Here is a 26,891-nt window from a genome sequence, read left to right on the forward strand (position 1 = left end):
ACAGTCATATTTATCAATGATTTAAATTTATATCTCTGTCATTTTATACCGACAATTAGCCTGTAACCAAATGTTTCCTGATCAATAACAAGTCCTACATCACAGATGTTCCTCAATAAATGATAAAAAATATAATCATACAAATTGAGGAAATTTTAGATGAACAAAAACCTTATCGCGATGATGATCGCAACGATAGTTGTTACTGGGTGCATGTCTACCGGAGAGGGCGCTGGGGACACTGTTATGGCCGCGTCTGAGCGAGGGCTTAACACGGAAACTTTGCTGGCCAATAACACGAAACCTTTCGTCACTGGAAGCGAGATTGGTGAGGGAGATACGCAAGCTCTAAAAGAGCAATTGCTTAACCTAAAAGACGGAGATGAGCTGGTTATTCCAAAAGGAAAGTACTCAGATCTGGGTCAATTTGATATAACCGCGAACAACGTGACAATCAAGGCAGAGCAAGCTGGGACGGCATGGTTCACTGGGTTGGTTCAGATTAATTTACGTGGCAACAACATTACCCTTGATGGCGTGGTCTTCACAGAAGGTGGGCCTGCTGAGCGAATGGGCGGCATTATTTTCCGTGGTAATGATAATCAGCTCGTTAACTCGACTTTCTATTATTTCAACGATAAGTACACCTACGAACCTGATGACCGACGCTCTGAGTACCCTAAGTACTTATGGATTGCAATGTATGGCAAAAACAACCAGCTTATCGACAATACATTCGAAGGTAAGCATAAACGCGGTACATTAATTGGTATTCAGAAGGCCAGCGGTGATGAGACCGCCGATCACCATATGATTAAGGGCAACCTTTTCTATAACCAAAAACACAACCAGTTTAACGAGTTCGATATTGCTGATGCGAAACGTTATAACTCTAACAGCTGGGAAGCCATACGCGTAGGTGACTCAAAAAGCTCTATCTATCCATCGAAAACGACCATAGAGGGTAACCTCTTCTTGCAAAGTGACGGTGAGACAGAACTGGTTTCGCTAAAATCGGCTGGGAATGCCATCCGTGGCAACACATTTATTGATAACGCCTCAATGATTTCACTTCGTCATGGTGTCAATAACACAGTTGAAAATAACGTCATCTTGGGCAACAGCAAGCGCTTTAGTGGTGGTATTCGTTTGTACGATGAAGGCCACGTGATTCGTAACAACTATATTGAGCGCGTGATGGGTACCGGTAACGTACGCGGTGGTATTGCCATCAATACTGGTATTACCGATGTGCTAGCGGGTGAAACACTTGACCAGGATGTCAAAGGTAAAGAACTCAGCAAGCAAGCGACGCCTTACAAGGTCTTAATTGAAAACAATTCAGTCATCGATTCTCGTCAGAATTTTTTATACTCCGACAAAAAGCACCGTGTCAGCCTATATGACAACTCTCAGGTGACGTCAGTATATGCCGGTACAGACATCACGTTTAGGAATAATATTTCTTATGCAGGTGTGTCGAACAGTCTGGCATTGAAGGGAAATGACTCGGTAGCCGCGCTCGTTAATCCTGTCTACGAAAACGATATCTACTATGGTTCCGTCGCTGGAACAGAGCTGCCATGGGAAGGCGTATTGTACCGCGACCCTAAATTTGTCTCGGCCGAAAATGGCTTGCTAGAAGCATCAAATTTTGACGGCGGCGCAAGGGACCTCACCGTGTTAACAATGAATGAAACTGGCGCGACCTACCGAATCAAAAAATAAGACCTACCACTATCAGAATGTAGAGGCTCAGTAATGAGCCTCCCTCAAATCGAAAGAGCGAAAACAATATGAAACTCAAAACTTTATCTACGCTGATTGCAGTGGCGATGACTGCTGGAACTTTAACAGGCTGTAATTTTTATGACGAGCCTCCGGGTGGGGAAGTACCTGAGGAGCCAACAACGCCGCCACCTATTGAAGATGTAGATACTATTGTTGAATCTGTGTCTGAACTTGCTGCTGCAATTCAAAGTGCAGAACACGGCGCGGTGATTGGCCTAAAAGCCGGCGGTGATTTTGCGTCAATAGGTACGTTGATTCTGACAAAACCGATCACGCTAACGTCGGTTGATGCGGATGGTAACTTGAGTGATGACGGTGTCGATCAGGCGGTCATCACTGGTGCGACATGTATTGATGTCCCATCAACGGCAGATTCTATCTTAAAAGGCACAACAGGTATTAGGTTGAGCAACCTAAGCTTTGACAATGTCACGTTAGATACCTGTGGTTCCGAGGATACCTCTCGCTCCGTTATCAATGTGGGTAAAGTTGGCGATGGCGATACGCCGGTTGTTTTAGAAAAACTGACGTTTAATGGCATGAACTTTACTGAGTCTACTTCTAGTCCTACCGCCTGGGTATATTCCCGTGGTCTGGTTGATATTCAAGATAGCGAGTTTTTAAACAAGCAGGTTGATAACACGACAACAGGAATCTTGTATTTAAACTGTGGCAGCAACAAGATTAATGGTGGCAGCGCGCGAAACTCAAGCCCAGTATTTACCAATAACACGGTTGAGTTGACTGGCGACTCTGCTGCGCTTAACGGCATCGTTGCTGGACAGTTTGATGGAAAAGCATGTGGCGCAGTCGTCACGGGTAACTTGTTTACTGGTTTTGCAAATGATGTTTCTACCGACGCCGATACTTTCGCGGCCATTGTAGATGGTGACACGACTGGTGGAAACAAAATTGAAGGGAATGACTTTGGAGAAGGCAGTACACCGCCACCGACGGACCCAGACAGCGATGTAGATGTATTGAATGAGTCGATTCAGGCGGCGAGTGTTGGGCAGGTCATTTCACTCGGTGCGGATAAAGATTACTCAGAGGGCATCATCGAATTAAGCAAAGAAGTGATTTTGGATGGTGAAAATCTTGCGACGATCACAGGTAGTGCATGCATTAATATTAGCGCGGCAGGAGCCGAGGTGAAGAATCTTAGCTTTAAAAATAATGCCATAACATCATGTGCGAGCGGCGAAAGTAGTCAAGGACGTTCAGGTTCAATCACCATCATGCAAGTAGGGGAAGAAAATAAACCTGTTTTATTAACGAACTTACATATCGACGCGCAAGATATTACTAATGACATGCTTGAGAATAAGGCAAGTCTTATTTATTCCAGTGGTTACTTCGAATTACTGAATAGTACATTTGTCAATCTGCAATCCAATATTCAGAACAATGCGGTTTATACGCCATGTCATAAATTAGAAGCCAGAATGGGTAGTGTTATTCAAGGCAATAACTTCGCCATTAATGATGCTGGCAATAGTGAGGTGGCTGCTATTAAGTTTGGTAATTCAAGCAGTGGTGCTATTCAAGATAATACTTATAATAATAGCTGCTTAGTGACTATTGAAAACAATGTATTTACTGGGTATTCGGTTAATGTGACCGACTCTGTTGGCAGTAGCAGTGACAACCCAAGAGTTGCTGCAGTCTTTGCTCGCAATGAAGCTATGCAAAATGATGTAGAAAATACCAACACCTTCCAATAATAAATGAATTATTTCAAGCATGCGTGTAACGCGCATGCTGGGTATTTCTAGTGCCTAAATAAAGAGATTTCAGAATGAAAAAAACAATATTAGCCGCGAGCGTATTCGCAATGTTCAGTGGTGCCGCCTTCGGTAGCAGTACAATGACAGTAAAGTGGGAACATAAACTATTAGAAGGCCGTACCGACCGCCCTAAGTTTGAATTCGGTCATCGTATGGATAATGGATTTAAGTTTGGCTTCGAGCAAGTTTGGCAATATGACCGTAGCGAAGATAAATATGAATCTGGTTTTGCACCAGAGCAGTACGAATTAACCTTTAAAACGGATTATCGATTCCGTTGGGGGGATAAAAATGAACACCAAGCGGGACCAGTATTAGATTATCAATTAAAAGACACCGCTAAAAATGTTCGAGTTGGGGCATTTTATGGGTATCGTTTTACTCGTAACTTTGATGCAAAAGTGCGTGCCCGTTATTCGCAAAATATAGACCGTATTCGTTTAGATAGCTACGATAGCAACGGCAACTTTAAACCAGGTAGTGACCGTGATGATTTCAATAAAGAAATGCGATATGACCTGTGGTTGACGTACAAATGGAATGACTGGACGTTTGTTTGGGATGCCATTGTTTTACAGAAAATTTCATCATTTGAAAATAATAGTGGTGTTGAGCAGCACATTTACGACAATAACGAGCGGTTGGCCATGGAAAATGAATTCAGTGCAGAATATCGTTTACCAAAAGCACGAGCGCATGCTTTTTATGGTAAGTTTAAGCTCAAGCAGAAACTTTCCAAACCTAGCCATGAAACCAGTGATAGCCAACCTTACGACTGGGCGGGTAAGCGTGATAACGCGATAGAGTTTGGTTATAAATATCGCTTTTAGTATCGAGAACCAATAGTCAATGAGACAACGTCATTGAAGTTTGGCTTAGCTGGAGCCCCGTTCGGTATCACATGGTTAATGTGTGGATGAGCGGGGCTTTTTTAACTTTGTATTGTTTAAGATGTTATCTATGAAATCAAATACTCTTATTATGTGCTCTTTAATTTCTAGCGCACTGATGCTTTCCGGGTGTGGCGGCGAAGATGGAAGCTCGCCATCATCACCGAATACAGGCACCGACCCGGTTGCCCCGTATACACAACCCCGTTATCAAGCGATCCTTGCTCAATCTAACCTTCAAGTTTCTGACCCCGAGGGTATGGAGGGCAATCACACCACGGTGGTGCGAAACGGCGAATTTGTCGACTACTACAGTGACCATTTTTATTCCGATGCGAGCACTGAACATCTGACTTTTAAGATGTCGGGTTACAAATTACGCTCAGAATTACGGCTGATAGACAATTTTGATACATCAGAACAAGGTAAGCAGCGAGAGCTTCACGCACGTCTGCAACCTATTGACGTTGAGGCGTCTCTTTCGAATAGCAATTCCGATAATGACGAAGTCACGTATCTACAAATTCACAATATAGGCCTAGACGAACAAGGAACGGGGGCTATTCCTCATCCATTATTGCGGGTGGTCTATGAAGCTGAGCGCGATGGCTTTGAGGGGCATTATTGGGCCGTCTTAAAAATCAATGCGCTAGACTGCAGCGCAGGAAGTGCAGATGAGCATCTCAGTGATTGTAATAACGCCTATGAACGCATCAACTTAGGAAAAGCTAACCTGAGTGGTGAGACGGATATGCGGCTCTTGATCCGAGAGAGTGAGTTGGTGATTGAGGTGGATTCACAGGTCATCGCGACTCGTGACATATCATACTGGGCTCCATTGCTCAGTTACTTTAAAGCGGGTGTTTACAACCAATTTGAACATGGAGAAGCTGTGGTCCAGTACCCTCTTTTAACGGCAGCGGTCAGTGACTATTCAGCGGAGAATAATTGGGATATTGACCAGTGGAAGATAACGATTCCAGCGAGTAAGAATGATTGGTATGGCAGTGGCGGTACGAGTGCTGCTGAGCTTGAACCGGCACATTGCCAGTCTAATAAAGGGGTATTGAGTAACGACTCGGAGCTATGGTATTCAGATGCGGATGTGTCCTTTTTTGATGTTGGCGACGGACGTATGCATTTTCGAGCGAATATGGGCTACGGTACCACGACGACGAATTCTAACTATATACGCTCAGAGTTAAGAGAGCTCTTTAACGCGCAAAAGGTCGGCAGTTGCAGTACGAGTAGCAGTAATACGAGTTGGTTCATTAATGATTCGGCAACGGGCACAGCCACCCATCGTCTTACGTCGACGGTTAGGATTGACGACTACCCAGATAACATCAGTCTGCCTAAAGTTATTGTTGGTCAAGTTCATGGTTGGGAAATCAAGCAAGCCCTTGTCAAAGTGCTGTGGGAGGGAAGCAATAAGCCAGTGCGCGTTATCCTCAATCAAGACTTTTTTAAGGGCAATGTTTCTTGCGATAGTGATAACCCTATTAACCATTGTGATAACTGGTCGTTCAGTGTTGATATGGGCACCTATCCTGCGTATATCGATTGGCAGTATGTGATTGAAGTAAACGAGCAAGGGATACGACTTGAGACGCAGAATTCAGATTTAAATGGTGCGGATTCAAACAACAAAGTGACTCGTTTCTTGAAGTGGGGAGAGGTTTATTCTGATACCAATAACGGCGATATTGTGATGAGTGAACAATGGACGAACGATGACGTCGCTTATTATTTCAAGGCTGGGATTTATCCTCAATTTAAACCGGAAGAAAAGTACAATAATAAATTTTTCTCGGTGAGCTTTGATGAGGTTACTATCCGTCATTATTAAACCGGTATTGATTCTTTTTTCAGTGGTGGTTTTTCGAAAAAACCAATGCAGTATAAAAAACGCCAGCTCAGCTGGCGTTTTTTATTGTTGTAATTGAGTATACGCTGCGATGAAAGTGCAGAAATTATGAGTTCGTCATGTCTATTGTTTTTTCTGCCTAATTGCGAGAATCACTTGTGGTAATAGTGATGTGACAATCATGCCCGCCATAAGGACATATTGCGGTGTGGTAAACGATTCACCCAGTAACACCATCCCACAAACAATACCGGCAATAGGGTTTGCGATGCCGCCAAAAGTAAAATCGACAACGGTCATACGTTGTAACAACCAAACGTACATACCATAACCAAGTGCAGTATTGAGACCAATAACCCACAATAAGCCCATAATATTTCTGCTATCAAGGTTTTGGTAAACATTAAGGTACAGCGACGGAGTCATAGTGGCATGAATGCCTGCTGCGATCGCCAGCATAGTGCCGCCTAAAATCAGCTGCCATGTGAGTACCGTCCACCAGTGCATTCTGTTGCCAAGAGATTTCGTTACACTGCTACCGACCACAATACACATGATGGCGGCCAACATTGCACTAAGACCAACCGGGTTCAAGACCATCGAGCCCGGAGAGAATAAGAAATAGGCGATGATTACTAACAGTAGCCCGCTGATAGCTTGAATCCAACTAGGTTTACGTTTACCAATTAACCAATGGTAAAGCATGGCAAATACCGGCACCGAGACCATTCCAACACCAGAGATCGCTGATGGCAGCGTTTGTGCCATGACAAAGATAAGCCCAAAGAAGACCGCGATGTTAATCAAGCCAAGACTGAACAATATTGGCCAGTCACCCTTTTGGGGTAATGTTGGTTTACACGCGATCAGCAGGAGTCCAGCAGGCAGTGCTCTAAGCGCGCCGAGTAAAATCGGCGGCCAATCAGGTAAGGAGAACTTAGTGACCGCGTAGGTGGTCCCCCAAAAGAAAGCCGGTATCATTGCGAGTAATATATTCATTTTTTATCTTTACGTTAAGATATTATTCCCTAATGTACGGATGAAGCCACTGCCTGTAAAGTATCTTTATGTTAAAATAGTTTTAATGAAAACTGTCATGATGGAGATTGACACAAAATGGATGCAGTTGATCGCGTAGTTGCGCAATGGGCGAAGGAAAAGCCAGATCTAGAAACTGAGCCGATGGCGATGATGGGGCGTATGATGCGCCTTGCAAAGTATATGGAAAACCAGGTAGCGGAAGTTCATAAAAAATATGATCTTAAGATGGGTGAGTTTGATGTATTGGCGACATTACGGCGCAGCGGTACGCCTTACCAGTTAACGCCTTCCGAATTGATTGACTCTATGATGCTGACATCTGGCGCAATGACCAATCGTTTAGATAAGCTGGAGTCAAAAGGCTATATTTCAAGAACTCACAGTGAAGAAGATCGTCGTAGTGTCAGAGTTAAGCTCACCAGTGGTGGGTTGGTACTGATCGACAAAATGATAGAAGAACATGTCGACGTTCAACGAGAGCTTGTTCAGTCATTGTCTAAACCACAGAAAAAAAATATGAATCAATTGCTCAAGCATTGGTTGGGTCAGTTTGAATAAAAAGAGGTGCTCAATGAGCACCTCTTTGGTGAGTGGCCTTTCAAGTCGGTGAGTTTTATCCCATCAACCTACTTAGCTAAAAGTTATAGTTAACACCTAACCGTATGTCTCTGCCTGGCGCATAAACACCGGCTACGCTTTCAAATCCAGGGAATGCAGTAAAATCACCTATACTGGAATGGTCACGGTAGTACTCATTGAATAAGTTGGTCACAGTAAGGTTCACATGGAGTTCTTCGCTACTTAATGGATACCATTGGACAAAAATATCGTGAACTTGATACCCAGGTTTGTCGATGGAGGAACCCTCAGGGACATAGGCATTTATTACATCAACATTACTTAGGTCGGCAACGTAAGTATAGTTCCAGCCAAACTCAAGATCTGGATTTACATTGTAGGTTAGGTTGAGTCCAAACGTATCTCCGCGGGAGTTACCAATACCAATGTGATCATATCCATTAAGTGTTTGGCCATTTAATTTAGCGTCAACACTACTAAAGCTCGCAATGGCTGTTAAGCCCTCATACCAATACTTTGCTTTCAATTCATAACCTTTGGTTTTGAGTTGACCTAGATTTTCATATTGTCGATTCTCAACGCCAATGACATCGTCAATTGTACTTTGGAACACAGTCGCAGATGCTAACCAATTGGATTGCATGTATTCCAAGCCCACCTCTGTATTTTGGGCAGTTTCACTTTTTAAGTCGGGATTTATTGTATAGACATCGAGTGTAAATGTGTCACCAACTTGTTTACCTCGTAAGGCTTGAGCGTACCCGGCATTCAGCTGTAATGAATTAGTAACTTGGTAATTAAAGCCGACATTTGAACTAAGGCCGTCATTGTTAATGCTCGTGTCGGATGATTGCTGCTCCATGTGATAATTGTCATATCTTGTACCAAAGCTGAGCATGAGGTCTTGTGTTGCCTGCCAATGATCTTGAGCGTACAGACCAAATACATTTCCCTTTTCTTTTACTGCTGGACCGGCATTTGACTCTAAGGATTGAGCGGTTGCTTCATCGCGACGATATTCAACACCGTAAGTGACGGTATGTTGTTTAATACCACTAATGTTACGTACGTCGAAGCCAATAGTATTGACTTCGCCATTATACTTTCCGTAGACCGCATCTTGGGTCACATCTGCTTGCGTGTAATACAAAGCGGTTTCTAGATTAACGAGTTCATTCAGTCCAAAAGTATGGTTGGCGGTAAAAGTATGTCGCTGTGTCTCTAAGGGATAAAGTGGATCACCGGCAAGCGCTGGCCAGTTTGGTCGTCGACCAAATTCACCGTGTTCATTGCGGTTTTCATAGCTGAGAGATAATGTCTGATTGTCGGTAATGTTACCGTCAAGTTTTAAAAAACCCAGAGCTCTGTCTGACGAACTACCATAAATTTCATCACCATTACCATCGTACATGTTGTCATTATTGCTCGTCACAAATGAACCGAGTAAACCCCAGTTATCATTGATTTCGCCGTATAAACTTGCGCTCGCTTTGTACCCATTATTGCTGAAATAATTTGCACTCACTGAGCCACCAAAGCTCTCTCCTGGCGCGAGTAGGTCATGTGCACTTTTCGTTTTAAAACGAATAGCGCCACCTAATGCACCAAAGCCACTGGTTGCTTCACCGGCACCGGCTTGGACTTCAACGGTTTTAAGTAAATAAGGATCGACCGATAGACGGCCAATATGATGAAATAGGGTACTGGTTTGCGGTGCACCATCCACAGTCACATTTAAGTAAGTGTCTTCTAGGCCTCTCACATATACTTTTTGTGCGACACCGATAGAGCCACCTACAGAAACGGATGGATCGGTTCTGAAAATATCTTCCATATCTTGCGCTTGGTATTGTTCAAGCTCTGCGTCTGTTACCGAGAAGTTTGTTAGTTTACCAACCACAACGATCACTTCGGGTTCTTGATTCTCTTTATCTAAAACGGGTTCCGAGTTTTCAGCCAGAGCTAAGGGCGAAGAAAGCGAGCCTGCAATAGCGGTTGCAAGCAATGATATTTTGAATTCCATTTGCATTATTCCGTAATTTCTTGTTATTTGTTTTGTTTAAATTGAGTGAGGGGGGATTTCACCCGCACGTAAATAATAATAATATTAATTATCATTTGTGTTTATATCATTGTGTGAGATGAGAATGCAAATGACCGGGCACTAGCTAGCCGCTTTTTATTATGAAATTAAGCTAGGGGGAGAGTGCTTATGGTAAGAAAGATATAAAAGATTAATAATTACAATGTTTTACATTGACCCTTGGGCGGTGGATGTTCATTTTTATAAAGAAAAAGTTATAACTGATAACGATTAGCTCTAAGTTATCGGTGACTGAAGCCGCGATGCGGTGACCAAAAAGTTGTCGAACTGTCGCTTCTATCATTTCGCTTATTCCCAATTCAAGCACTAAAAATCGTTACGAATGGGATAAACCAATCTGACTTAATGGTTCTTTAAGTCAGAGTGAAAAGTCATGCCGGTTATTTTAAATTTTTTAAATCAATCTACTAAGTTTTGGTTTTATGAGGATTGAAATTAAAACACACACTTTTATTGAGGTTGTCATGTGTTTTCTTATTTTTTAGTTAATAAAGAATTGATGATGCGACGACTAGGGCGTTGATAGCCAAAGTAAGGATGAAAAAAGAGAGGTTTGTGTATAAGCAGGCTTAATCATCACGACAAAAAATCAGATTAGTCGTCACCTCTTAGGTCTGTTTTAATGCGCGCATCAATGATAGTCATTCTTTAATTTCTAAGGTGTTTACATGTTCGCAATTGATGATCTAGTAGTAGCAACGAAAGGTGTGGATTTGGGTCAAATGGTCGTTGTTGGCACAAGCGCAGGCGGTCACTACGTCCACGTTAAAGTGGATGGCGCGACGCTGACTTACCCAGCAAGAGACCTTAAAAAAACATAATTACCTACTCGTCTATTCTTTAAAGGCAGCCTTATGGCTGCCTTTTTCTGTTTGTATTCTTTTATTTTCCACTATAGACACCCTAAGGGTGCTTAATGCGATTACTCGTTGGTCATTGAGATGTTGATAATAGGTATGTCCCCAATGTCGTGGACTTAATATCAAAGGTTATTGTTGACGAAAGATAGATGACTGGACACTGGTAGCATTGATGTCGAGTCCATTGATACCAAAATGGTGGAGCACAAATTGGAATCGGTCCAACGCACCACCAGTATCAAAAACACGCTTGGAAATAGTCACGATCAACGTTGATTGGCCATTTTGTAGCCCTTGATAAGAGAGGCTTATAGGAAGAGAACACATGAAACTACGTCGAACTGCGAGTCCGCTACTGTTGATCATCTGGGCGCTTATCGTTCCCTCTACGGTATTGGCAGAAAACACTCAATCAGAATTGAAACTTGAGAACGCCTCATTATCTGAGGAGACAAAAAAAGAAGTCTTAGCCAGTGTTCATCAAATGTGGGATGACGCTCGCTCTGCCAATGTCGGGGGGATGTTTGAGACTGCACCTGACGATCATACTTATGTTATGGCTGGGTTTCCGTTATGGTCGAAAGCTCAAGCTCTAGAGTTGTATGAGGCGGCGTTTGAAAAAGTATCAGTGCAAACTATTGATACTGACAAAGAGCAAGTGACGCTGCTGTCGGATTCGGTTGCATTATATGTTGCCGATATGAGCTACACCCAGTATGACGCAAATGGGCAACCTTTAGAGTCTGGACCTTATGCGATAACCCTCGTCTTAAAAAAGAAAAATGGCGTGTGGCAGAACATTCATACTCATCAATCTTTTCCTTCTGAACATTAGTAGTAAAGATCTTACTGCAATAGATGTTGAATATAATCAGTCTTGCGTTAACGTAGTAGGTGACTTGAGCGTTCGATAAACCGTGCGCGCTTGATTTAACCACTTCATTAATCAGGAACGATGATTTGAATACTGACCGAAATCCGATAAAAAAAGCGACGCGTATTGAAAGTGTTATGAATTCAGCACTTTGGCATTTAGGCCGCCAGGATATGACTGAAAGTGAAGTGCTGAGTAAGCTTAGAGTAAAGACAGATAACGAAGAATGGATTACTGACACAATCAATAAACTCAAGGACTTTGGTTACCTAAAGTCTGATCAAGTGTTCGCTGAGCAATTTAGTGAGCGCGCATTTATGGGAGAGTACGGTTCGAGTTATATCCTTAAAAAGCTAAAGCAAAAAGGGATCTCAGAAGCACTGATATTGGAATGCATCGATAAGGTCAAAAATGACAAGAATATTGATGAGCAAACCATTTTGATCGACCGAGTTAATCATTACTATCAATCGTTTACGATGAGTAAGGAAAAGCTATACTCGACGCTGCAAAATCGCGGATTCAGTTATGCGCAAGTGCGAGAAGCGGTGAATCAACACGTGAGTGTAGGACAGTTACAATCGAAGCTAGAGATTAAAGCGGAAAAGGCCGATCTCGAAAAGGAAGTATTGAAGTTGGCTCGAAAAGGCAAAGGCTTGATTGTTATTCGTCAGGAGTTGCGCCAACGGAAAATTGATATTTCAGACTTAGACGCAGTACTTAATCGATTAATGGAATCTGAGCAGATTGATTTTTTCCAACAGTGTTTAGAACAGTTAGAAAAGAAATCGTACGATGTCAGTAATAGAAATGAACGCAGTAAGGCATACGGTATGTTGAGCCGTAAAGGGTTCTCTTCGGAAGAAATCCAGTACGCACTTAGTGAGGCTAGTGAAAAATAATCTGATAGCGGGACGAATTTATATTCGTACAGAGTATCGCGCCCATTTCTATCTCGGCTAACACGTATTACATTTGTTCGTCATCGACTTACTTTGCGTTTCAAGCCACATTTCTCTCGTCGAATTACTTCTATACTGAAGATAATTCGATGGAAGAGGGAATGCCGATGCTCAACGAAAACCATGCCTTTATTTTAGATTTTCCTGATCTTAAATTAGATATAGTGCAACTCAATCACGACGATCCAACCTTCAAAGCCAATCTTCAGCAATACCATCAACTTGATTATGATATTCGCCAGTTAGAGATCTCAGGCAGTCCGATCGATGACGACAGTATGCACGCGCTCAAGCTTAAGCGTATGGAGCTCAAAGATATCCTTTATAAGCAGTTGACCGAACACCATGAACAAGCCAGTCACTGAGTGTCACGTTAAAGTGTCGTTCTGGTGAAGACGATCGGCACTTATTTTGGCTGTTGAGGTTGGCAGTATGTCGTTAACAGACACAAAAAAGGCCGCCAATGGCGACCTTTCGTTTATTCGTAAAAGCTTACGTAGTAACGGCTAATTAGATAGCAACAACGTTGTTAGCTTGAAGACCTTTTTGGCCTTGCTCTACTTCGAAAGACACTTTTTGACCTTCGTTAAGAGTCTTGAAACCTTCAGATGCGATAGCACGGAAATGTACGAATACATCATCGCCACCGTTATCTTGAGTTAGGAAACCGAAACCTTTAGTTTCGTTGAACCATTTTACTGTACCAGTTGTTGTGTTAGACATGTGATGCCCCTTATTCATTTGATTTAAGAAAAGTTCAATACTAACAAACTGTTATTATTTTCAGCTTGTTAACTGCTTGAATTATATCATGTTACGCTAAAATAAAAGGGAAACGCCTAACTACAAAAACGTGGTTTTAGTAGTGGAAGTTTTACTTGTACTTGATGCTGCATTTAATAACTCTCTGAACAACTGAGCGCTATAGTATAGATTGTTTGTTTTTTGTACAGCATTATTTTCAATTTTCTTAAATATATTGGTTAAACAGTACGTTGAGAATTGATGAACATTTTGTTGAGGCGTAGTGTCGTTGGGCTTCATGAACGAGTTTCAACACTATTGCTCTTTTGCTGCCCGCACATGTCAATGTTAGAACAGGACTAGACGACTGGTCTATTTTTGAGTATGGTACTGCAATGAATACAAAAACCAATGATACACGCCAACATATTTTGGATGTCGGTTACCAATTAGTGGTAACGAAAGGCTTTACCAGTGTTGGCTTGTCTGAACTACTCAAAACCGCTGATGTGCCGAAAGGTTCGTTTTATCACTACTTCAAATCGAAGGAGCAATTTGGCGAGGCGTTAATTGAAGATTACTTCCAACAGTATTTAGAACGTATCAACAGCATTCTAGAACTGGGGCAAGGCAGTGGGCTTGATCGCGTTTTAGATTACTTTGGCCGCTGGCTAAGTGTAGAAGGTGGCAGCTGTAATGCCCACAAGTGCTTAGTGGTAAAACTCAGCGCAGAGGTGTCCGATCTCTCAACACCTATGCGAGAGGCGTTATTGTCTGGCGCTAACCGTGTCGTGGCTGCGATTGCCAAGTGCTTACAAGAAGGTACTGAGGATGGCTCGGTTAACGTGGCGGATAGCAAAAATACCGCACAGGTTATCTATCAACTTTGGCTTGGCGCAAGCTTAATGAGCAAACTTACTCAAGATCAACTAGGGTTAGAGCAAGCGTTTGTTACAACCAAACAACTTTTGGTTTAACCCCCATACATTCCCCGCCTAACGGGCTGTGTTCTCCACATGATGGAGGGGCAGTAATAAGGCGGGATTTTTAGAAATGAACACTAGACGACTGGTCTAATTTTGTAACTCAGATCGGTTTAACCTGAGATAAAGGAATAACATAATGACTCAAATGACTAACCGCCGTGTTGTATTGGCTTCTCGCCCAGTTGGCGCACCGACCCAAAACGATTTTAGAATTGAGCATGCGGATATCCCAAGCATCGGTGATAACGAAATGCTACTTCGTAGTATCTATTTGTCCCTTGACCCGTATATGCGTGGCCGCATGAGCGCAGCAAAATCCTACGCTGATCCGGTTGAGATTGATGACGTAATGGTTGGGGCGACAGTGTGTCAGGTTGAGCAATCCAATAACCCTGATTTCCCTGTGGGTGAGTGGGTACTCGCTTATACCGGTTGGCAGGATTATGGCGTATCAAACGGTGAAGGTTTAATCAAGTTAGGCCAACAGCCGACTCATCCGTCATTTGCATTAGGTATCATGGGCATGCCTGGATTTACCGCTTACATGGGTTTGCTTGATATTGGTGCGCCTAAAGCAGGTGAAACGTTGGTGGTGGCTGCGGCTACCGGCCCTGTGGGCGCAACGGTTGGACAAATTGGTAAGTTAAAGGGTTGCCGTGTGATTGGCGTAGCGGGTGGTGAAGAAAAATGCCGTTATGCGAAAGAAGTGTTGGGCTTTGATGAGTGTATTGACCATAAAGCGGATGACTTTGCAGAGCAGCTTGCCGCTGTATGTGATAAAGGCATCGATGTCTATTTCGAAAATGTTGGCGGTAAAGTGTTCGACGCGGTTTTACCACTATTAAATACCGCGGCACGAGTGCCACTTTGTGGGCTGGTTTCTCAATACAATGCCACGTCGCTGCCGGATGGCCCTGACCGTATGTCAGCGCTGATGGGTACTCTATTAGTTAAGCGCATTAAGATGCAGGGCTTTATTATCTTTGATGACTACGCAGATCGCTACAATGAATTTGCCCAAGATATGACGGCTTGGTTGGCGGAAGGCAAAATGCAATATCGTGAGCATCTTGTTGATGGCCTTGAACAAGCACCAGAAGCGTTTATGGGTCTGCTAGAAGGTAAAAACTTCGGTAAATTAGTCATTCAGGTTAACCAACCTAAATAAGCTGATTAGGCGAAAGAGTTCGATAGTTTAATGGCTAATCGATTTACAGGTTTATCAATCTATTAATCTGTAGGTCTATACGTCTATCGCTAAAAAACGCCTCGGCTTTGCGCTGTCAAAGTCGAGGCACGACATCAAGTAAAGGGAAATATTATGATCACGCTTCACCACTTAAACAAGTCGCGCTCAAAGCGCATCATTTGGTTGCTTGAAGAACTGGGTGTCGACTATCAAATTAAGCCTTATCAAAGAGACAGCGTGACATTTCTTGCACCGCCAGAGTTAAAGAGTATTCACCCACTTGGTAAATCACCAGTACTAGAAGATGATGGGCTAATTGTTACCGAGTCTGGGGCGATTACTGAATATCTTATCGACAAGTATGGAAAAGGATCGCTAGCACCAGCGCGCGGTACTCGTGAATACACGGAGTATTCTCAGTGGCTACATTTTGCAGAAAGCTCGGCAATACTGCCGTTATTGCTAAAACTTTTTGTCACTAAAGATGGCTGTAAAACTAACTTCCTAGCCGATTATGCTGACGCGGAAACTGCCAAGGTACTGAGTTACTTTGACCAAAGCTTAGCGGGTAAAACATACCTCGTTGACGAGCAATTGTCGGGTGCCGATATTATGATGTCATTCATTGTGGAAAACTTAGTCAATAACGGTGCGATAGCGAACTTTTCTAACCTTGAAAAGTATGCAAAGCAACTTGCTACGCACGACGCGTTTAACAAAGCTAATCAGGTTGAGGTTCGTTATTCATAACGTTTGACGACCGCTATGCCGCCTTTGCGTTGGCATAGCCCGCTTACCTGTCGACATCACTGTTCTCAGGTTCATTTTAAGTAATACAACAGTAAGAGCCCGCATGAATTCTATTAATCTCAATGAACCTTTTTCACTCGCTAATGGTCAAGTTATTAAGAATCGCCTGTTCAAATCGGCGATGAGTGAACAGCTTGGTGATAAGCAACATAACCCAATGCCCGGTTTAGTCACCTTATACCAGCGATGGGCTAAAGGCGGAATTGGGTTGGCCATGACGGGGAACGTGATGGTCGATAGAGCGGCACTTGGTGAGCCCAAAAATGTTGTTTTAGATGAGCAAAGCGATTTAGCGATATTTCGTGAGTGGGCTAACGCTGGAAAGCAAAATGGTTCACAGATATGGATGCAGCTTAATCACCCAGGTAAACAAATTCCTAAATTTTTATGCGACGAGCCGGTTGCCCCTTCTGCGATCTCGTTAGAGCGTGGTTTAGAAAAAGGCTTTAATACTCCGCGAGCACTGAATGAGAATGAAATCCATAATATTATTCGTCAATTTGTCACCAGTGCCAAGCTCGCGAAACAAGCGGGCTTTAGCGGGGTGCAGATTCATGGTGCGCATGGTTATCTTGTGAGTCAGTTTTTATCATCGAGACATAATCAGCGAGACGATCAATGGGGAGGTTCGCTAGAAAACCGACTTCGATTTGTCCTGGAAGTCTACCGTGCAATCCGTAAAGAGGTGGGCGATGATTTCCCTATTGGGATTAAACTCAATAGTGCCGATTTTATGAAAGGCGGTTTCACGGAAGAGGAGTCGATGAAAGTTGTACAAGCCCTCAGTGCAAACGGCATCGATTTAATCGAAATATCGGGTGGTACTTACGAAAGCCCATCGATGATGGGGGACAAAAACAAAAGTGAACCAGTCAAAGAAAGCACACTAAAACGTGAGGCTTACTTTATGGATTATATGGTAAAGGCTAGAGAGTTGGTAAGCACACCACTGGTGGTCACGGGTGGTTTTAGAACCGGTCAGGCGATGAATGAAGCATTGAATACCTCGGCCACTGACTTTATTGGCATTGCACGAACCATGGCGGTTGATCCAGACTTCCCAAATAAACTCATTGAAAACCCAAACTATGGCATGCCGCTCACGGTGCCAACAACAGGCAAACCAGCGCTGGATAAAATGGCGATGGTTGGGTTGGTATGGTATGAACACCAAATGTGGCGTATTGCGGCAGGCAAAGAAGTCAATCCTAACCTAAGCGCACTGGGTGTGGTGGTTAAAACGATACTTAGTGCTGGCTGGCATGCGTTTAAAAAACGTAGAGTGTAAGTGCTACATTAGAGCTTTAAAATTGATCGTTAACGGTATGATTTACGGATTTGACACTAACAACACGACATTCAAAACCTGATTGTGTTTCCATTCAAGCTTGTAAGAGACTCACTCTTTTAAGAGTGCGTGCATAGTCGGAACTATCAATTTTTAGCACAATGGCATATCGACAGTAATTTGTTAACTCAAGATTAAATGGTTAATTTTGAATGCGCGATATTTATGCCGCCAGTATCTTTATTGGCATTGGATATTTGATCGTTACTCCAGTGTCATTAAGGTTACTATCTTACTCTTGTTCACCTAGGTATTTAAGGTTTGCTACTAATCTAAGAGTTCCAGTGCAGTTAAAGTTTAACTGCTAGAATTAGGCTGTTGCTGAGAACTTGTTCAGTTAATCCTTCGTTACTCGAATATCTTAGGGAGAGCATCTAAGCGTAACGTTTGTTGTTCGTGCATAAGTTGGACTTACTCAACCGAATGAGCCTTGCGAATTTAACTCAACTAGGACTATAAGTTGTCTCTCACCGACGCTCACTTTTTCCAGCACTTTTATAAGTGTCGGCAGTATTTTGCATGAATTGTACTAAGCTAACGTCATCTTGGTAGTGCTAGTGACAAGAGTTACACTTAAAAAACCGCATATAAATTACAAAAAGTCTCCCAAGAGGAGGTGAAACTAAATAAATCACTAACTTAAGTTGTTTCCTTTGCTAAGTAATATACGGCTAAGATTATTTAAGATAAAATTAATCAGTGAAATTTTTTTACTTTCATTCGGCTTACAGTGAACTGGTATGAATAACTATGATTAATTTTGAACAGTTGAATGTCTTTATTGCTGCTGTTAAACATGGGTCGTTTTCGGCTGCGGCTCGCGCATTGGGCAGAAGTCATACGGCTGTCGGTCTATCTATCGGTAATCTAGAGGACTATCTTGGTGTTAAGCTATTTGATCGAACTACAAAAAAACCTACGCTCACCCCCGCAGGAGAAAGACTGCATAGTCAATCTAAAGTACTATTTCGGCAAGTAAGTCGCATTGAAGATGCCGTTCAAAGTCATTTAATGGCAGTTGAAGATGAAATAGTTATAGGTTTAGATGAGTTGATACCATTCTCTAGGTTAGAGAATGTAATTGAGCGAGTATCCAATCAGTTTCCATACATTCGCCTTTCAATTGTTAGATTATCAAGGAATGATCTCAAGCAAAAACTGAGCGATGGATTAATCCAAATAGCAATTACCTGTAATGCGGAGTCTGTTCCTGAGACGTTTGATTTTATAAATCTACCAAACTTAGAATTTTGTTTTATTTGTGCTCCCGACTCATTATTAGCGGATATGGAATCTGTCAGTAATGACTCTTTATTGAGCTCACGTCAAATCTTCTGTCATGCAATGCTAGATAACCCAGTGCTATCGCAACAAGCGATATTGTCATCGGATAATTGGGTTGCTAGCCAACATGAGGATGTTGTTAATATGGTTGAGCACGGGATTGGGTGGGCGATAGCCCCTAAAGAACTGGTAGTTAGAAAAATTGAATCTGGCTCTCTTGTTTCATTCACACCGGAGTTCTGTTGCACGACATTGTTTGTTTACATAGATTTATGGACCAATAATAATCTTTATCAAGGTAAAGTAGAACAGTTTATTGTTAATGCTCTTTCAAAAAACGAGTGGTAGCATAAGTAAATAAGGTTAAAGATGCCTTAGGAAAAAATAGGTAAGTGATATTAGGTTGCCATGAACATACGAATGGTATTTACGCGTCGTTATTTATTGATGAGAACCAAGCTACGTGCGAATTAGCTGTCTCATTAAAGTGCTGCTATAACGGCAAGGTGGCTTGATTCGAACCTAATCAAATAGTCTGCCCATAATGTTAATTAAAAATAACTCTATTTCTCTAGGCTGTCGACTATTGGGCCATATAGCGTCATATTGAATCAATATTTTGGTCATTTTAAACTCCGTATCTAAGGTAGTTAGGCCCTCTGGAAGTTTGTTGCTTCCTGTAATTAACAAAGCCCAGCCTAAATTTGCTGTAAGCATTGCTAACATTGAGTGATACCCCTGAGCATACCAGACATAATGGGACATTCTGCTTAACTTAAGTATATCTGGTTCTACACGAGCAAGTTCTGGAATAATTTGTGTGTAGGTCATCAACTGATTATTATTAATCCGACTCGTTTTTGCTAGAGGATGATTTTGATTTGCGACAACTTTTACTTCTAGCTGGCCTATTGCTTTGAAGTCGTAAAAGCTATTATAACCCTCTAGTGCGGGGATGAGTGCAACGTCTACTTCTTGCTTTTTTACCTTCTCAAAAATTTCTATTGGTGATGCATATATTAAAGTTAAGCCAATATGAGGCCACTTCTTTTTTAACTCTGGTAGCTGCTGTACAAATGGCGTTGAGTCGATGTTTTCATCGATAGCAACTGTTATATGTACAGACTCTCCTCGAGAGAGTTGCAATGCGTTGCTAAAAAACCGCTCAGAGCTGTCCACAATCACCTTAGCGCTGTCATAAAGGTTGGTGCCAGCTTCAGTGATTTGAGGGTACTTTCCATCTCTATCGAAGAGTTCTAGATTTAACTCTTCCTCTAAACGAGAAATATTGCCACTCACTGTAGAGAGGTGCTTGCCAACAAGTTTTGCAGCAGCACTAAAAGAACCAGAATCAGCGGCGGCAATAAAACTTTTTAAAAGCTCAGGTCTAATCATATGAATTTAATTGTAACTTATTGTGAAGATTTATAAGGGTGCTATTTAGTATTACCGATTAATTCGTCAATAATAAACACATAATTAATCCTTGTAATGGTCTTCCAAAGATATAATATTCAGGTTGAATAATAGTAAAAAAGGCGCCGCATAATTGAGCGCCTTTATGCAATAATAATATTTATAGTTAGAGGGGGTTGATATTTTCTATTTCTTCCGTGTTCGGTTATTATATGCCTTGATTTGGTTTAGAAATAAACTGCGTATTTAACCCAGCCCGTTGTTTCATTTTTACTATTTGGGTTGCTATTTTTGAATGAGTTTTCTACTTTGAATTCTGCTGAAGACCAATCATTCAGCATATAGCCACCACCGATTTCTAATTCAAGAGTATTGTGGTCAAATGAATTGTCTGCACCTGTAGGTGCTTTTAGAGCATGAGTTATTTTTGGGTTAGCGTATAACCAATGTCCCTCATCAAATGCATACATTGCGTGCAGGCCTGGTTGAACTATACTAGTTGAATACTTGTCTGCGCCGGCCTTTTTACCTTTGATTTCCATTTGACCCACGCCAACCATTGGGAAGAACATGAAGTTGCCCACTTGAAATTCGTAAACTGCACTCACTACACCAATCGTTGAATCGGATAAATTATTATGATTGCCTATAATATCAATACTCAAGCCAAGACCGTCATCCACATTTAGGTAACGAGCTCGATAACCAAGCCCTACGCCTTCTCCGCTCGCTTTATCTCCTTCCGTGCGGGTGAGATCCAAAATACCGATGTGGCCATTAACACCATACATGCCGTTAAACTGTATTGATTTTTCGTTGCTAACGGATACACCCGCGGATTTAAAGCTAGCAAGTGGGTCGCCATAATTAATTTCTTCAGTTTCTGGTTGATTTGCCAATACAGAAGAACTAAGTATGAAAAGTGTCGCTGCAGTGATTGTATTGTTTCTTAAATTCATGAGATTTACCTACGTTTAAACATGTCTGAACGTATCCCTGTTATGGCACTATGATTGTTAACTTGCTTCCGTTTCTACGTAATATACTCTCATGTTTATTTAAGATGAAATTAGCTAATGAAAGTTTTACTTTCATGTCAGGTTTGTTACGCATTGATAGGAATGACTCTGATTATCTTTGAGTAGTAGAGTGTTCTATTTCGGTGGTGACCACAGTTCGTGTTCTGCAGTTAAGACGGATTTGAAAATCAGCCATCTATCTGTAGTCGATTTCCTTGTTTCATTCGGAGAGTTGCTGCAGATAGCAGGGCACTAGTAACGTTACCAAGCCAAATATGGAAGGGTTATTGTTGATATTAATTTTATAAGGTAGGTGGAATGACTCTAAGTGACTACTAATTCTATGGTAAAACCATAGGGAAGATATTTCTTCATAGTGCTTTCTTGATGTAGTCTCTATTACTTAATTTTTAAGCCAATTAGGCTTCTATCACCAAATATAGTGGAGTAACCTATGAAGTCAAAAGCTGGACGTTCGGCAATGGATCGAGTAAGACATACCATATTTTTTGAAATGGGAATGCTAATATCAGCATTGCCTATTGGTATGTTTTTTATTGAAGCAAAACCACATGCTATCGGTGGAACAATTATAGTATTGTCATTGATAGCTATGCTTTGGAACGCTATCTTCAACTATCTTTTTGACCATTGGATGGTGTGTAAATTTGGAAGTGCAAAGAAGGCTGGGGGTCAGCGTATCGTCCATTCTATATTATTTGAAATAGGATTAATTATACTTACCATCCCTATTCTATCTTGGACCTTAGATATGTCGTTATTGGAAGCATTATATACTGATATTGCTTTTGTTATTTTTGCTCTATTCTACTCATATTTTTATAATATGGTTTACGATCATGTTTTTCCTTTTGAAAATTCTACGTTGGAATGTTAGTGAATAGATAAAATATGTTCATTAGCATGCATTCGTTAAAAACGCATCAATGATTAACTTTTAATATTACGTTCACCTATCTGTTTGATCTTCTGTTTGTATGCGATTCGAGTGATTAGGAAACAAATAATTACTTGGAGAGATAGCTTTTATCCCTTTGGAGCACCATAGTGCCCTACTTCGAGTCAGCTAGCTTGTAGTTGACTCGTTGGTGCTCCGATATTTTAGCATAGTGAATAGCCACTGACTTGATAGATGCCTATTGGTTAGTCAAATCTTCCAACCCGCTGATAAATGGTTAACTTCAATTGCCAAACCAATCTTTTAGTTCCATGACCAAAGCATCTTTAATTTCAGGATAGGGATAATCTAGCTTATAAAACAGCATGAGTGGAAAATACTCTGTCAACTCTTCCCAGTTAATAGATAGACTAGAAACACGTTTAGATCTTAAATGAGGTTTTGCAATAGACTCGGTTACGTAAGCGATGCCCAATTGAGCAGCTGAAAGATCCAGTCCCATCATGAAATCTGAACTAAAGATACGGTCAAAAGGTTGAAATGATTCACTGTGAATAAATGTTGGCATTATGATTGTTTCTAATATCAACGTACTACTTTCTATGTTTTTTTTTGCTAACAGGGGATGATTAGGCTCAGTGACAAACATCATACGCTCTTCGCCAACAATGGCTCCTCCAATACCCGAATATAGTTTGTCTGATGAGAAGCCCAGAAAAAAATCTACTTGATGATTATTGAAATGCTGCTCAACATCGTTTGTTGAGGAGCGCTCGATCAGCAATTCGATGTGAGGAAACCGCTCCTTCATTGATGACACCAATCCAATGATGCAATCATTAGTCACTAGTTGGTTAAAGCATAGAGTCAATTGATTAGGGGTGGCGTTAGATTTGAGTGATAAAGCAAACTTTTCAAATTTAGTCGATGTTTCAAGCGTTAACTTTGCTCTGGATAAAATACTTTTACCTGACTCATTAAGTACCAATTTTAGTCCACTGCTTTCACGGTGAAACACCGAGTAACCTAGAATATCTTCAAATTCGGCTAGCCAGCGACTCATCGTTGATTTGGATTTTTTAAGTTTCACAGCCGCTCTCTGCAAACTACCTGTTTCAGCTATAACCACAAAAGCTTCAACTAGCTTATTTTCAAGTTTAAGTGATTCGATACGTCAATTACCTTTCTTTTTATTTGTTCCATTTTTGGAACGCAATGTGTTTTTATTGTCTCATTATTGGCGATATATTGATACCAACGAATTACACCACCAGGAATGAAATATGAAAAAGTCAATAATTGCATTAGCTCTTGCTACCATGCCACTCTTTGTTAACGCAGCTTCTACTGAATTATCACAAACAGGAGTGAATGGGGTAACGGTTCAATTAACAGGAAGTTATTACGCTCCTAACGACAAAGAATCAGTTCAAGAGACGACGCCAGTAATCGAATTTGAAGGCCTAACAAAAAAAGGTGGCCAACAAATAGTTGAAGGCTATCGTTCTGAGTTTGGTAAACATGTTTTTAAAGAAACCATCAAAGAAAAATTAGCAGCTGTTGATGCAGTATTGACTGAAGAGCAAAAGCTATCGGTTCTAAAGACTAAAGAGCAAATGGCTGACTACCCTGAAATTTTTGATTTTTACAGCGGTATGGCAGAAGCGACTGGGTATTCACTTGATGAAGTCTACCTGGCGGCATGGTCATCTGATGGTCTCTTTGCAGACTCCATCAATGGATTGGCTGTAGAGCTGTTTGAGTACCTAGGGGAAGCAACTAGCAAGACCCGAGGCTGTACCGCGCTAGCATTTAACAATGGTATTTCTGGTCAAAATCAGGACATGCCAATCGAATTTGCGGGTTTAGGCGCTATCTGGAAATCCAAAAATTTGATCGTACATGCTCCAGAGCCGTTCTTCACTCCAATTGTAATGGGCCGTAACGTTGCAAATAATACCAACACAGTTGATGCGTTTCTTGATGGTGCCATTGAACATGGCGTGCCAGCAGGCGCTATCTCAATGGCCGTTATCTCAAAAGCAAAATCTACCGATGATGTGGTTAAAGCGTTGGATAAAGTGGAAGTTAACGCCGCATACTCATTTACGATGACTGACACTTCAGGTAATGCACTTCTGATCGAAACAACACAGGGCGACAACATTGTTATTGATGGTTCTGAGCGTGGCTGGGTTGTACAAGCTAACCACCCAGTAGGGCAAGAAGAAGAGCTGGTCAACAAATACGCTAACGGTGACTACACTACATTTAATGAAACAGTTAAATATACGCTATGGCGCCAAGAGGCAGCTGAATCCGCAGCGAGATACACGCCGACTAAAGATAAAGCAGCTTTGAAAGATCTGTTCGCAAAACGTCCGATATTACAAATGCCATATGAAGGCAATGGATTCGTGAGCACCAACTCAATCATCCATGATTTGAACGAGGGTTGTAGTTACGGTACAACTTGGGTTCCGACCATGCAAGAATATACCAAAGTGTGTTTCGACAAGTAAGTTAGAATGAGGCCGCTGAATCATGCGGCCTCATTTGGAATTCAAATTTGTAACACTCCAAGTCATACCAATTACCCAATGCTATTTAACCCAAATGAACTGAGAATTAGATACTGACCAAAAGTAAGATGAAAACAGGTAACATCGACCTTAGGGCTCTAGAGCACTCTCTTGGCATAAAATACCTTTTTTACGAAGTGGTATCAGAGTGAGAATACCATTAAGAGGCAATTTTGCCGTATCCACTATCAACATCCAGTTTTAAACTTTGTCATTTTTGTGTAGTAGTAATAGTAGCTGCCCTGATGTGCGTAAGAGGTAAATAACGGAAGTCAACAATCGTCAACTACTCATCGAGGTTTACATTTTTTCAGCAACGTATCACCATTAATGGTCTTATTTACTCACTAAAACGTGAATACTGTTGGTTACAATGTTGTCTGGCTCTATTGCGATACATTTTGGTGCGTGATTAATGATAGTATTTCGAATGATATGTAAGGGTGTTTACCAATATAACCATTTTATCTTGGTCCTTATCTCAGTTAGATATTTTATTAAAAGGAAGTCGCGTGCAAACGAGCTTTATTGATGGAACCACGCTGTATCGTCAGCATAATTTTACCTTACCTCTTAACTACCAGCATACTGACGGTGAGCACATTCGTGTATTCGCCCGTGAATTAGTGGATGTCTCCAAAGATAATCAAGACCTTCCATGGTTGGTTTATTTTCAAGGCGGGCCAGGTTTTCCATCGCCTCGAGCGAGCGGTGAGTCGGGTTGGTTAAAGCGCGCTCTGCAAGACTATCGCGTGCTCTTGCTTGATCAGCGCGGAACCGGCAATAGTTCTGCGGTCAATCAAGAGTCGTTAGCGCACCTAACGCCGAGTGAGCAAGCCGACTATTTATGCCACTTTAGAGCCGATAATATCGTACGCGATGCCGAAGAAATTCGAAAACAATTTGGCATTAAACAGTGGGCAACATTGGGACAAAGCTTTGGTGGTTTTTGTACGCTAACCTATCTGTCTTTGTTTCCTGAAAGCTTATTGCGTTGTTACGTTACAGGCGGAATTCCTTCGATTACTCGTCATGCTGATGATGTCTATCAAGCGACCTATCAGCGCGTAACTGATAAGAATAATGCGTTCTTTGCGCAATTCCCTCAGGCGCAAGCCATGTGTGTAGAGATTGCGCAGTACTTGTTAGAAAACGAGGTAACACTGCCAAACGGTCAGCAATTTACCGTTGAACAGTTTCAACTTATTGGGATAAATCTAGGGCGCGGCGGTGCAAACCTTCCGTTGTATTATACGCTAGAGAGTGCCTTTATTGAGGTGAATGGCAGTAAGCAGCTTAGCTACAGTTTCTTGAATCATATGCAACAAGAACAAGGTTACTTGACCAACCCGATCTATGCGATTTTACACGAATCTATTTACTGTCAGGGCTTTGCATCTAATTGGTCAGCGCATCGCGTTAGAGAAGACTACCCTCAATACAACTATCAATCTGGGCAGCCTTTTTGGTTTACTGGCGAAATGGTGTATCCATGGATGTTCGACCAACTTGAGACATTAAAACCACTACGTGAAGCGGCCAATTTGTTGGCAAGAAAAGAGGATTGGGGCAACGTGTATGATGCGAGCGTGCTCAGTCAGAACACCGTGCCAGTGGCTTGCGCAGCCTACGCTGATGATATGTTTGTTGAGCTAGATTATACCCGTGAAACGTTAGCGGGACTGGGTTTATCTAAAGCATGGATTACCAATGAGTATGAACATAACGGGATTGGCGTTGACGGTGAGAACATCCTTAACCGTTTAATCGCGATGGCTAATGAGTTAGATCACCTACCTAAGTAACTCATTTGGGTGTATCGAGTAAGTAAAAACGCTG

Annotated in this window: 24 protein-coding genes; 17 read left to right on the forward strand and 7 right to left on the reverse strand. The window is 41.8% G+C overall.

Going from position 1 to position 26,891, the window contains the following annotated elements; translation table 11 throughout:
• Nucleotides 1-159: 159 nt before the first annotated feature.
• The 4 genes from AB4405_RS19095 to AB4405_RS19110 all read left to right on the forward strand — a co-directional run bounded on the left by AB4405_RS19095 (nt 160) and on the right by AB4405_RS19110 (nt 6,317).
• Nucleotides 160-1,728 (forward strand): polysaccharide lyase 6 family protein, encoded by a 1,569-nt coding sequence (locus AB4405_RS19095; RefSeq protein WP_372062406.1) that lies wholly within the window; start codon nt 160-162, stop codon nt 1,726-1,728.
• Nucleotides 1,729-1,796: 68 nt separating this feature from the next.
• Nucleotides 1,797-3,515, forward strand: coding sequence for a hypothetical protein (locus AB4405_RS19100; RefSeq protein ID WP_372062407.1), 1,719 nt, complete (start codon nt 1,797-1,799; stop codon nt 3,513-3,515).
• 74 nt (nt 3,516-3,589) lie between these two features.
• Nucleotides 3,590-4,408 (forward strand): hypothetical protein, encoded by an 819-nt coding sequence (locus AB4405_RS19105; RefSeq protein WP_372062408.1) that lies wholly within the window; start codon nt 3,590-3,592, stop codon nt 4,406-4,408.
• A gap of 130 nt (nt 4,409-4,538) precedes the next feature.
• A complete protein-coding gene (locus tag AB4405_RS19110; RefSeq protein WP_372062409.1) occupies nt 4,539-6,317 on the forward strand; it encodes a polysaccharide lyase family 7 protein in 1,779 nt (592 codons plus the stop codon).
• 141 nt (nt 6,318-6,458) lie between these two features.
• Here AB4405_RS19110 and AB4405_RS19115 read toward each other — a convergent pair whose 3' ends face one another.
• Complete coding sequence (locus AB4405_RS19115; RefSeq protein WP_372062410.1) at nt 6,459-7,334, reverse strand: DMT family transporter; 876 nt, start codon at nt 7,332-7,334, stop codon at nt 6,459-6,461.
• Between the two features lie 117 nt (nt 7,335-7,451).
• Between AB4405_RS19115 and AB4405_RS19120 the strand changes: the two genes are divergently transcribed.
• On the forward strand, nt 7,452-7,934 hold the full coding sequence (locus AB4405_RS19120) for a MarR family winged helix-turn-helix transcriptional regulator (RefSeq protein ID WP_372062411.1): 483 nt from the start codon (nt 7,452-7,454) through the stop codon (nt 7,932-7,934).
• Between the two features lie 76 nt (nt 7,935-8,010).
• Here AB4405_RS19120 and AB4405_RS19125 read toward each other — a convergent pair whose 3' ends face one another.
• Nucleotides 8,011-9,978, reverse strand: a complete 1,968-nt coding sequence (locus AB4405_RS19125) for a TonB-dependent receptor plug domain-containing protein (RefSeq protein ID WP_372062412.1) — start codon at nt 9,976-9,978, stop codon at nt 8,011-8,013.
• Nucleotides 9,979-10,727: 749 nt separating this feature from the next.
• On the opposite strand from AB4405_RS19125, the gene AB4405_RS19130 reads away from it, so the two are divergent.
• A complete protein-coding gene (locus tag AB4405_RS19130) occupies nt 10,728-10,880 on the forward strand; it encodes a hypothetical protein (protein WP_372062413.1) in 153 nt (50 codons plus the stop codon).
• Nucleotides 10,881-11,048: 168 nt separating this feature from the next.
• On the opposite strand, the gene AB4405_RS19135 is transcribed toward AB4405_RS19130, so the two are convergent.
• A complete protein-coding gene (locus AB4405_RS19135; RefSeq protein ID WP_372062414.1) occupies nt 11,049-11,246 on the reverse strand; it encodes a hypothetical protein in 198 nt (65 codons plus the stop codon).
• On the opposite strand from AB4405_RS19135, the gene AB4405_RS19140 reads away from it, so the two are divergent.
• The 3 genes from AB4405_RS19140 (at nt 11,245) to AB4405_RS19150 (ending at nt 13,120) form a co-directional block, all read left to right on the forward strand.
• Entirely contained in the window at nt 11,245-11,754 is a 510-nt protein-coding gene (locus tag AB4405_RS19140) for a nuclear transport factor 2 family protein (protein ID WP_372062415.1), read from the forward strand. The two genes, AB4405_RS19135 and AB4405_RS19140, sit on opposite strands and share 2 nt — an antisense overlap.
• A 176-nt stretch (nt 11,755-11,930) precedes the next feature.
• Complete coding sequence (locus AB4405_RS19145) at nt 11,931-12,695, forward strand: regulatory protein RecX (protein WP_102468933.1); 765 nt, start codon at nt 11,931-11,933, stop codon at nt 12,693-12,695.
• A 167-nt stretch (nt 12,696-12,862) separates the two neighbouring features.
• Nucleotides 12,863-13,120 carry a YdcH family protein gene (locus AB4405_RS19150; protein WP_372062514.1) on the forward strand — a complete coding sequence of 86 codons (258 nt, stop codon included), beginning with the start codon at nt 12,863-12,865 and terminating at the stop codon, nt 13,118-13,120.
• A gap of 145 nt (nt 13,121-13,265) precedes the next feature.
• On the opposite strand, the gene AB4405_RS19155 is transcribed toward AB4405_RS19150, so the two are convergent.
• Nucleotides 13,266-13,478: a cold-shock protein gene (locus AB4405_RS19155; protein WP_102468934.1), complete on the reverse strand. Its 213-nt coding sequence runs from the start codon at nt 13,476-13,478 to the stop codon at nt 13,266-13,268.
• Between the two features lie 416 nt (nt 13,479-13,894).
• On the opposite strand from AB4405_RS19155, the gene AB4405_RS19160 reads away from it, so the two are divergent.
• The 5 genes from AB4405_RS19160 (at nt 13,895) to AB4405_RS19180 (ending at nt 19,464) form a co-directional block, all read left to right on the forward strand.
• Complete coding sequence (locus tag AB4405_RS19160; RefSeq protein ID WP_372062416.1) at nt 13,895-14,476, forward strand: TetR/AcrR family transcriptional regulator; 582 nt, start codon at nt 13,895-13,897, stop codon at nt 14,474-14,476.
• A 145-nt stretch (nt 14,477-14,621) separates the two neighbouring features.
• A complete protein-coding gene (locus AB4405_RS19165; protein WP_372062417.1) occupies nt 14,622-15,653 on the forward strand; it encodes an NADP-dependent oxidoreductase in 1,032 nt (343 codons plus the stop codon).
• A 153-nt stretch (nt 15,654-15,806) separates the two neighbouring features.
• Nucleotides 15,807-16,424 (forward strand): glutathione S-transferase family protein, encoded by a 618-nt coding sequence (locus tag AB4405_RS19170; protein ID WP_372062418.1) that lies wholly within the window; start codon nt 15,807-15,809, stop codon nt 16,422-16,424.
• Between the two features lie 103 nt (nt 16,425-16,527).
• On the forward strand, nt 16,528-17,772 hold the full coding sequence (locus tag AB4405_RS19175) for an NADH:flavin oxidoreductase/NADH oxidase family protein (RefSeq protein ID WP_372062419.1): 1,245 nt from the start codon (nt 16,528-16,530) through the stop codon (nt 17,770-17,772).
• Nucleotides 17,773-18,582: 810 nt separating this feature from the next.
• Nucleotides 18,583-19,464, forward strand: coding sequence for a LysR family transcriptional regulator (locus tag AB4405_RS19180; protein ID WP_372062420.1), 882 nt, complete (start codon nt 18,583-18,585; stop codon nt 19,462-19,464).
• Nucleotides 19,465-19,638: 174 nt separating this feature from the next.
• Here the strand turns inward: AB4405_RS19180 and AB4405_RS19185 are convergent, their stop codons facing one another.
• Complete coding sequence (locus tag AB4405_RS19185) at nt 19,639-20,511, reverse strand: LysR family transcriptional regulator (protein WP_372062421.1); 873 nt, start codon at nt 20,509-20,511, stop codon at nt 19,639-19,641.
• Between the two features lie 248 nt (nt 20,512-20,759).
• On the reverse strand, nt 20,760-21,491 hold the full coding sequence (locus tag AB4405_RS19190) for a hypothetical protein (RefSeq protein WP_372062422.1): 732 nt from the start codon (nt 21,489-21,491) through the stop codon (nt 20,760-20,762).
• Between the two features lie 514 nt (nt 21,492-22,005).
• On the opposite strand from AB4405_RS19190, the gene AB4405_RS19195 reads away from it, so the two are divergent.
• On the forward strand, nt 22,006-22,449 hold the full coding sequence (locus tag AB4405_RS19195) for a PACE efflux transporter (protein ID WP_372062423.1): 444 nt from the start codon (nt 22,006-22,008) through the stop codon (nt 22,447-22,449).
• A 304-nt stretch (nt 22,450-22,753) separates the two neighbouring features.
• Here AB4405_RS19195 and AB4405_RS19200 read toward each other — a convergent pair whose 3' ends face one another.
• Nucleotides 22,754-23,641: a LysR family transcriptional regulator gene (locus AB4405_RS19200; RefSeq protein ID WP_372062515.1), complete on the reverse strand. Its 888-nt coding sequence runs from the start codon at nt 23,639-23,641 to the stop codon at nt 22,754-22,756.
• 112 nt (nt 23,642-23,753) lie between these two features.
• Between AB4405_RS19200 and AB4405_RS19205 the strand changes: the two genes are divergently transcribed.
• Both AB4405_RS19205 and AB4405_RS19210 read left to right on the forward strand, forming a co-directional pair.
• Nucleotides 23,754-24,992 (forward strand): C45 family autoproteolytic acyltransferase/hydolase, encoded by a 1,239-nt coding sequence (locus AB4405_RS19205; RefSeq protein ID WP_372062424.1) that lies wholly within the window; start codon nt 23,754-23,756, stop codon nt 24,990-24,992.
• Between the two features lie 572 nt (nt 24,993-25,564).
• Entirely contained in the window at nt 25,565-26,857 is a 1,293-nt protein-coding gene (locus tag AB4405_RS19210; protein WP_372062425.1) for an alpha/beta fold hydrolase, read from the forward strand.
• Nucleotides 26,858-26,891 lie beyond the last annotated feature (34 nt).

This window comes from Vibrio sp. 10N.261.51.F12 (assembly GCF_041471725.1).
Taxonomy (GTDB): domain Bacteria; phylum Pseudomonadota; class Gammaproteobacteria; order Enterobacterales; family Vibrionaceae; genus Vibrio.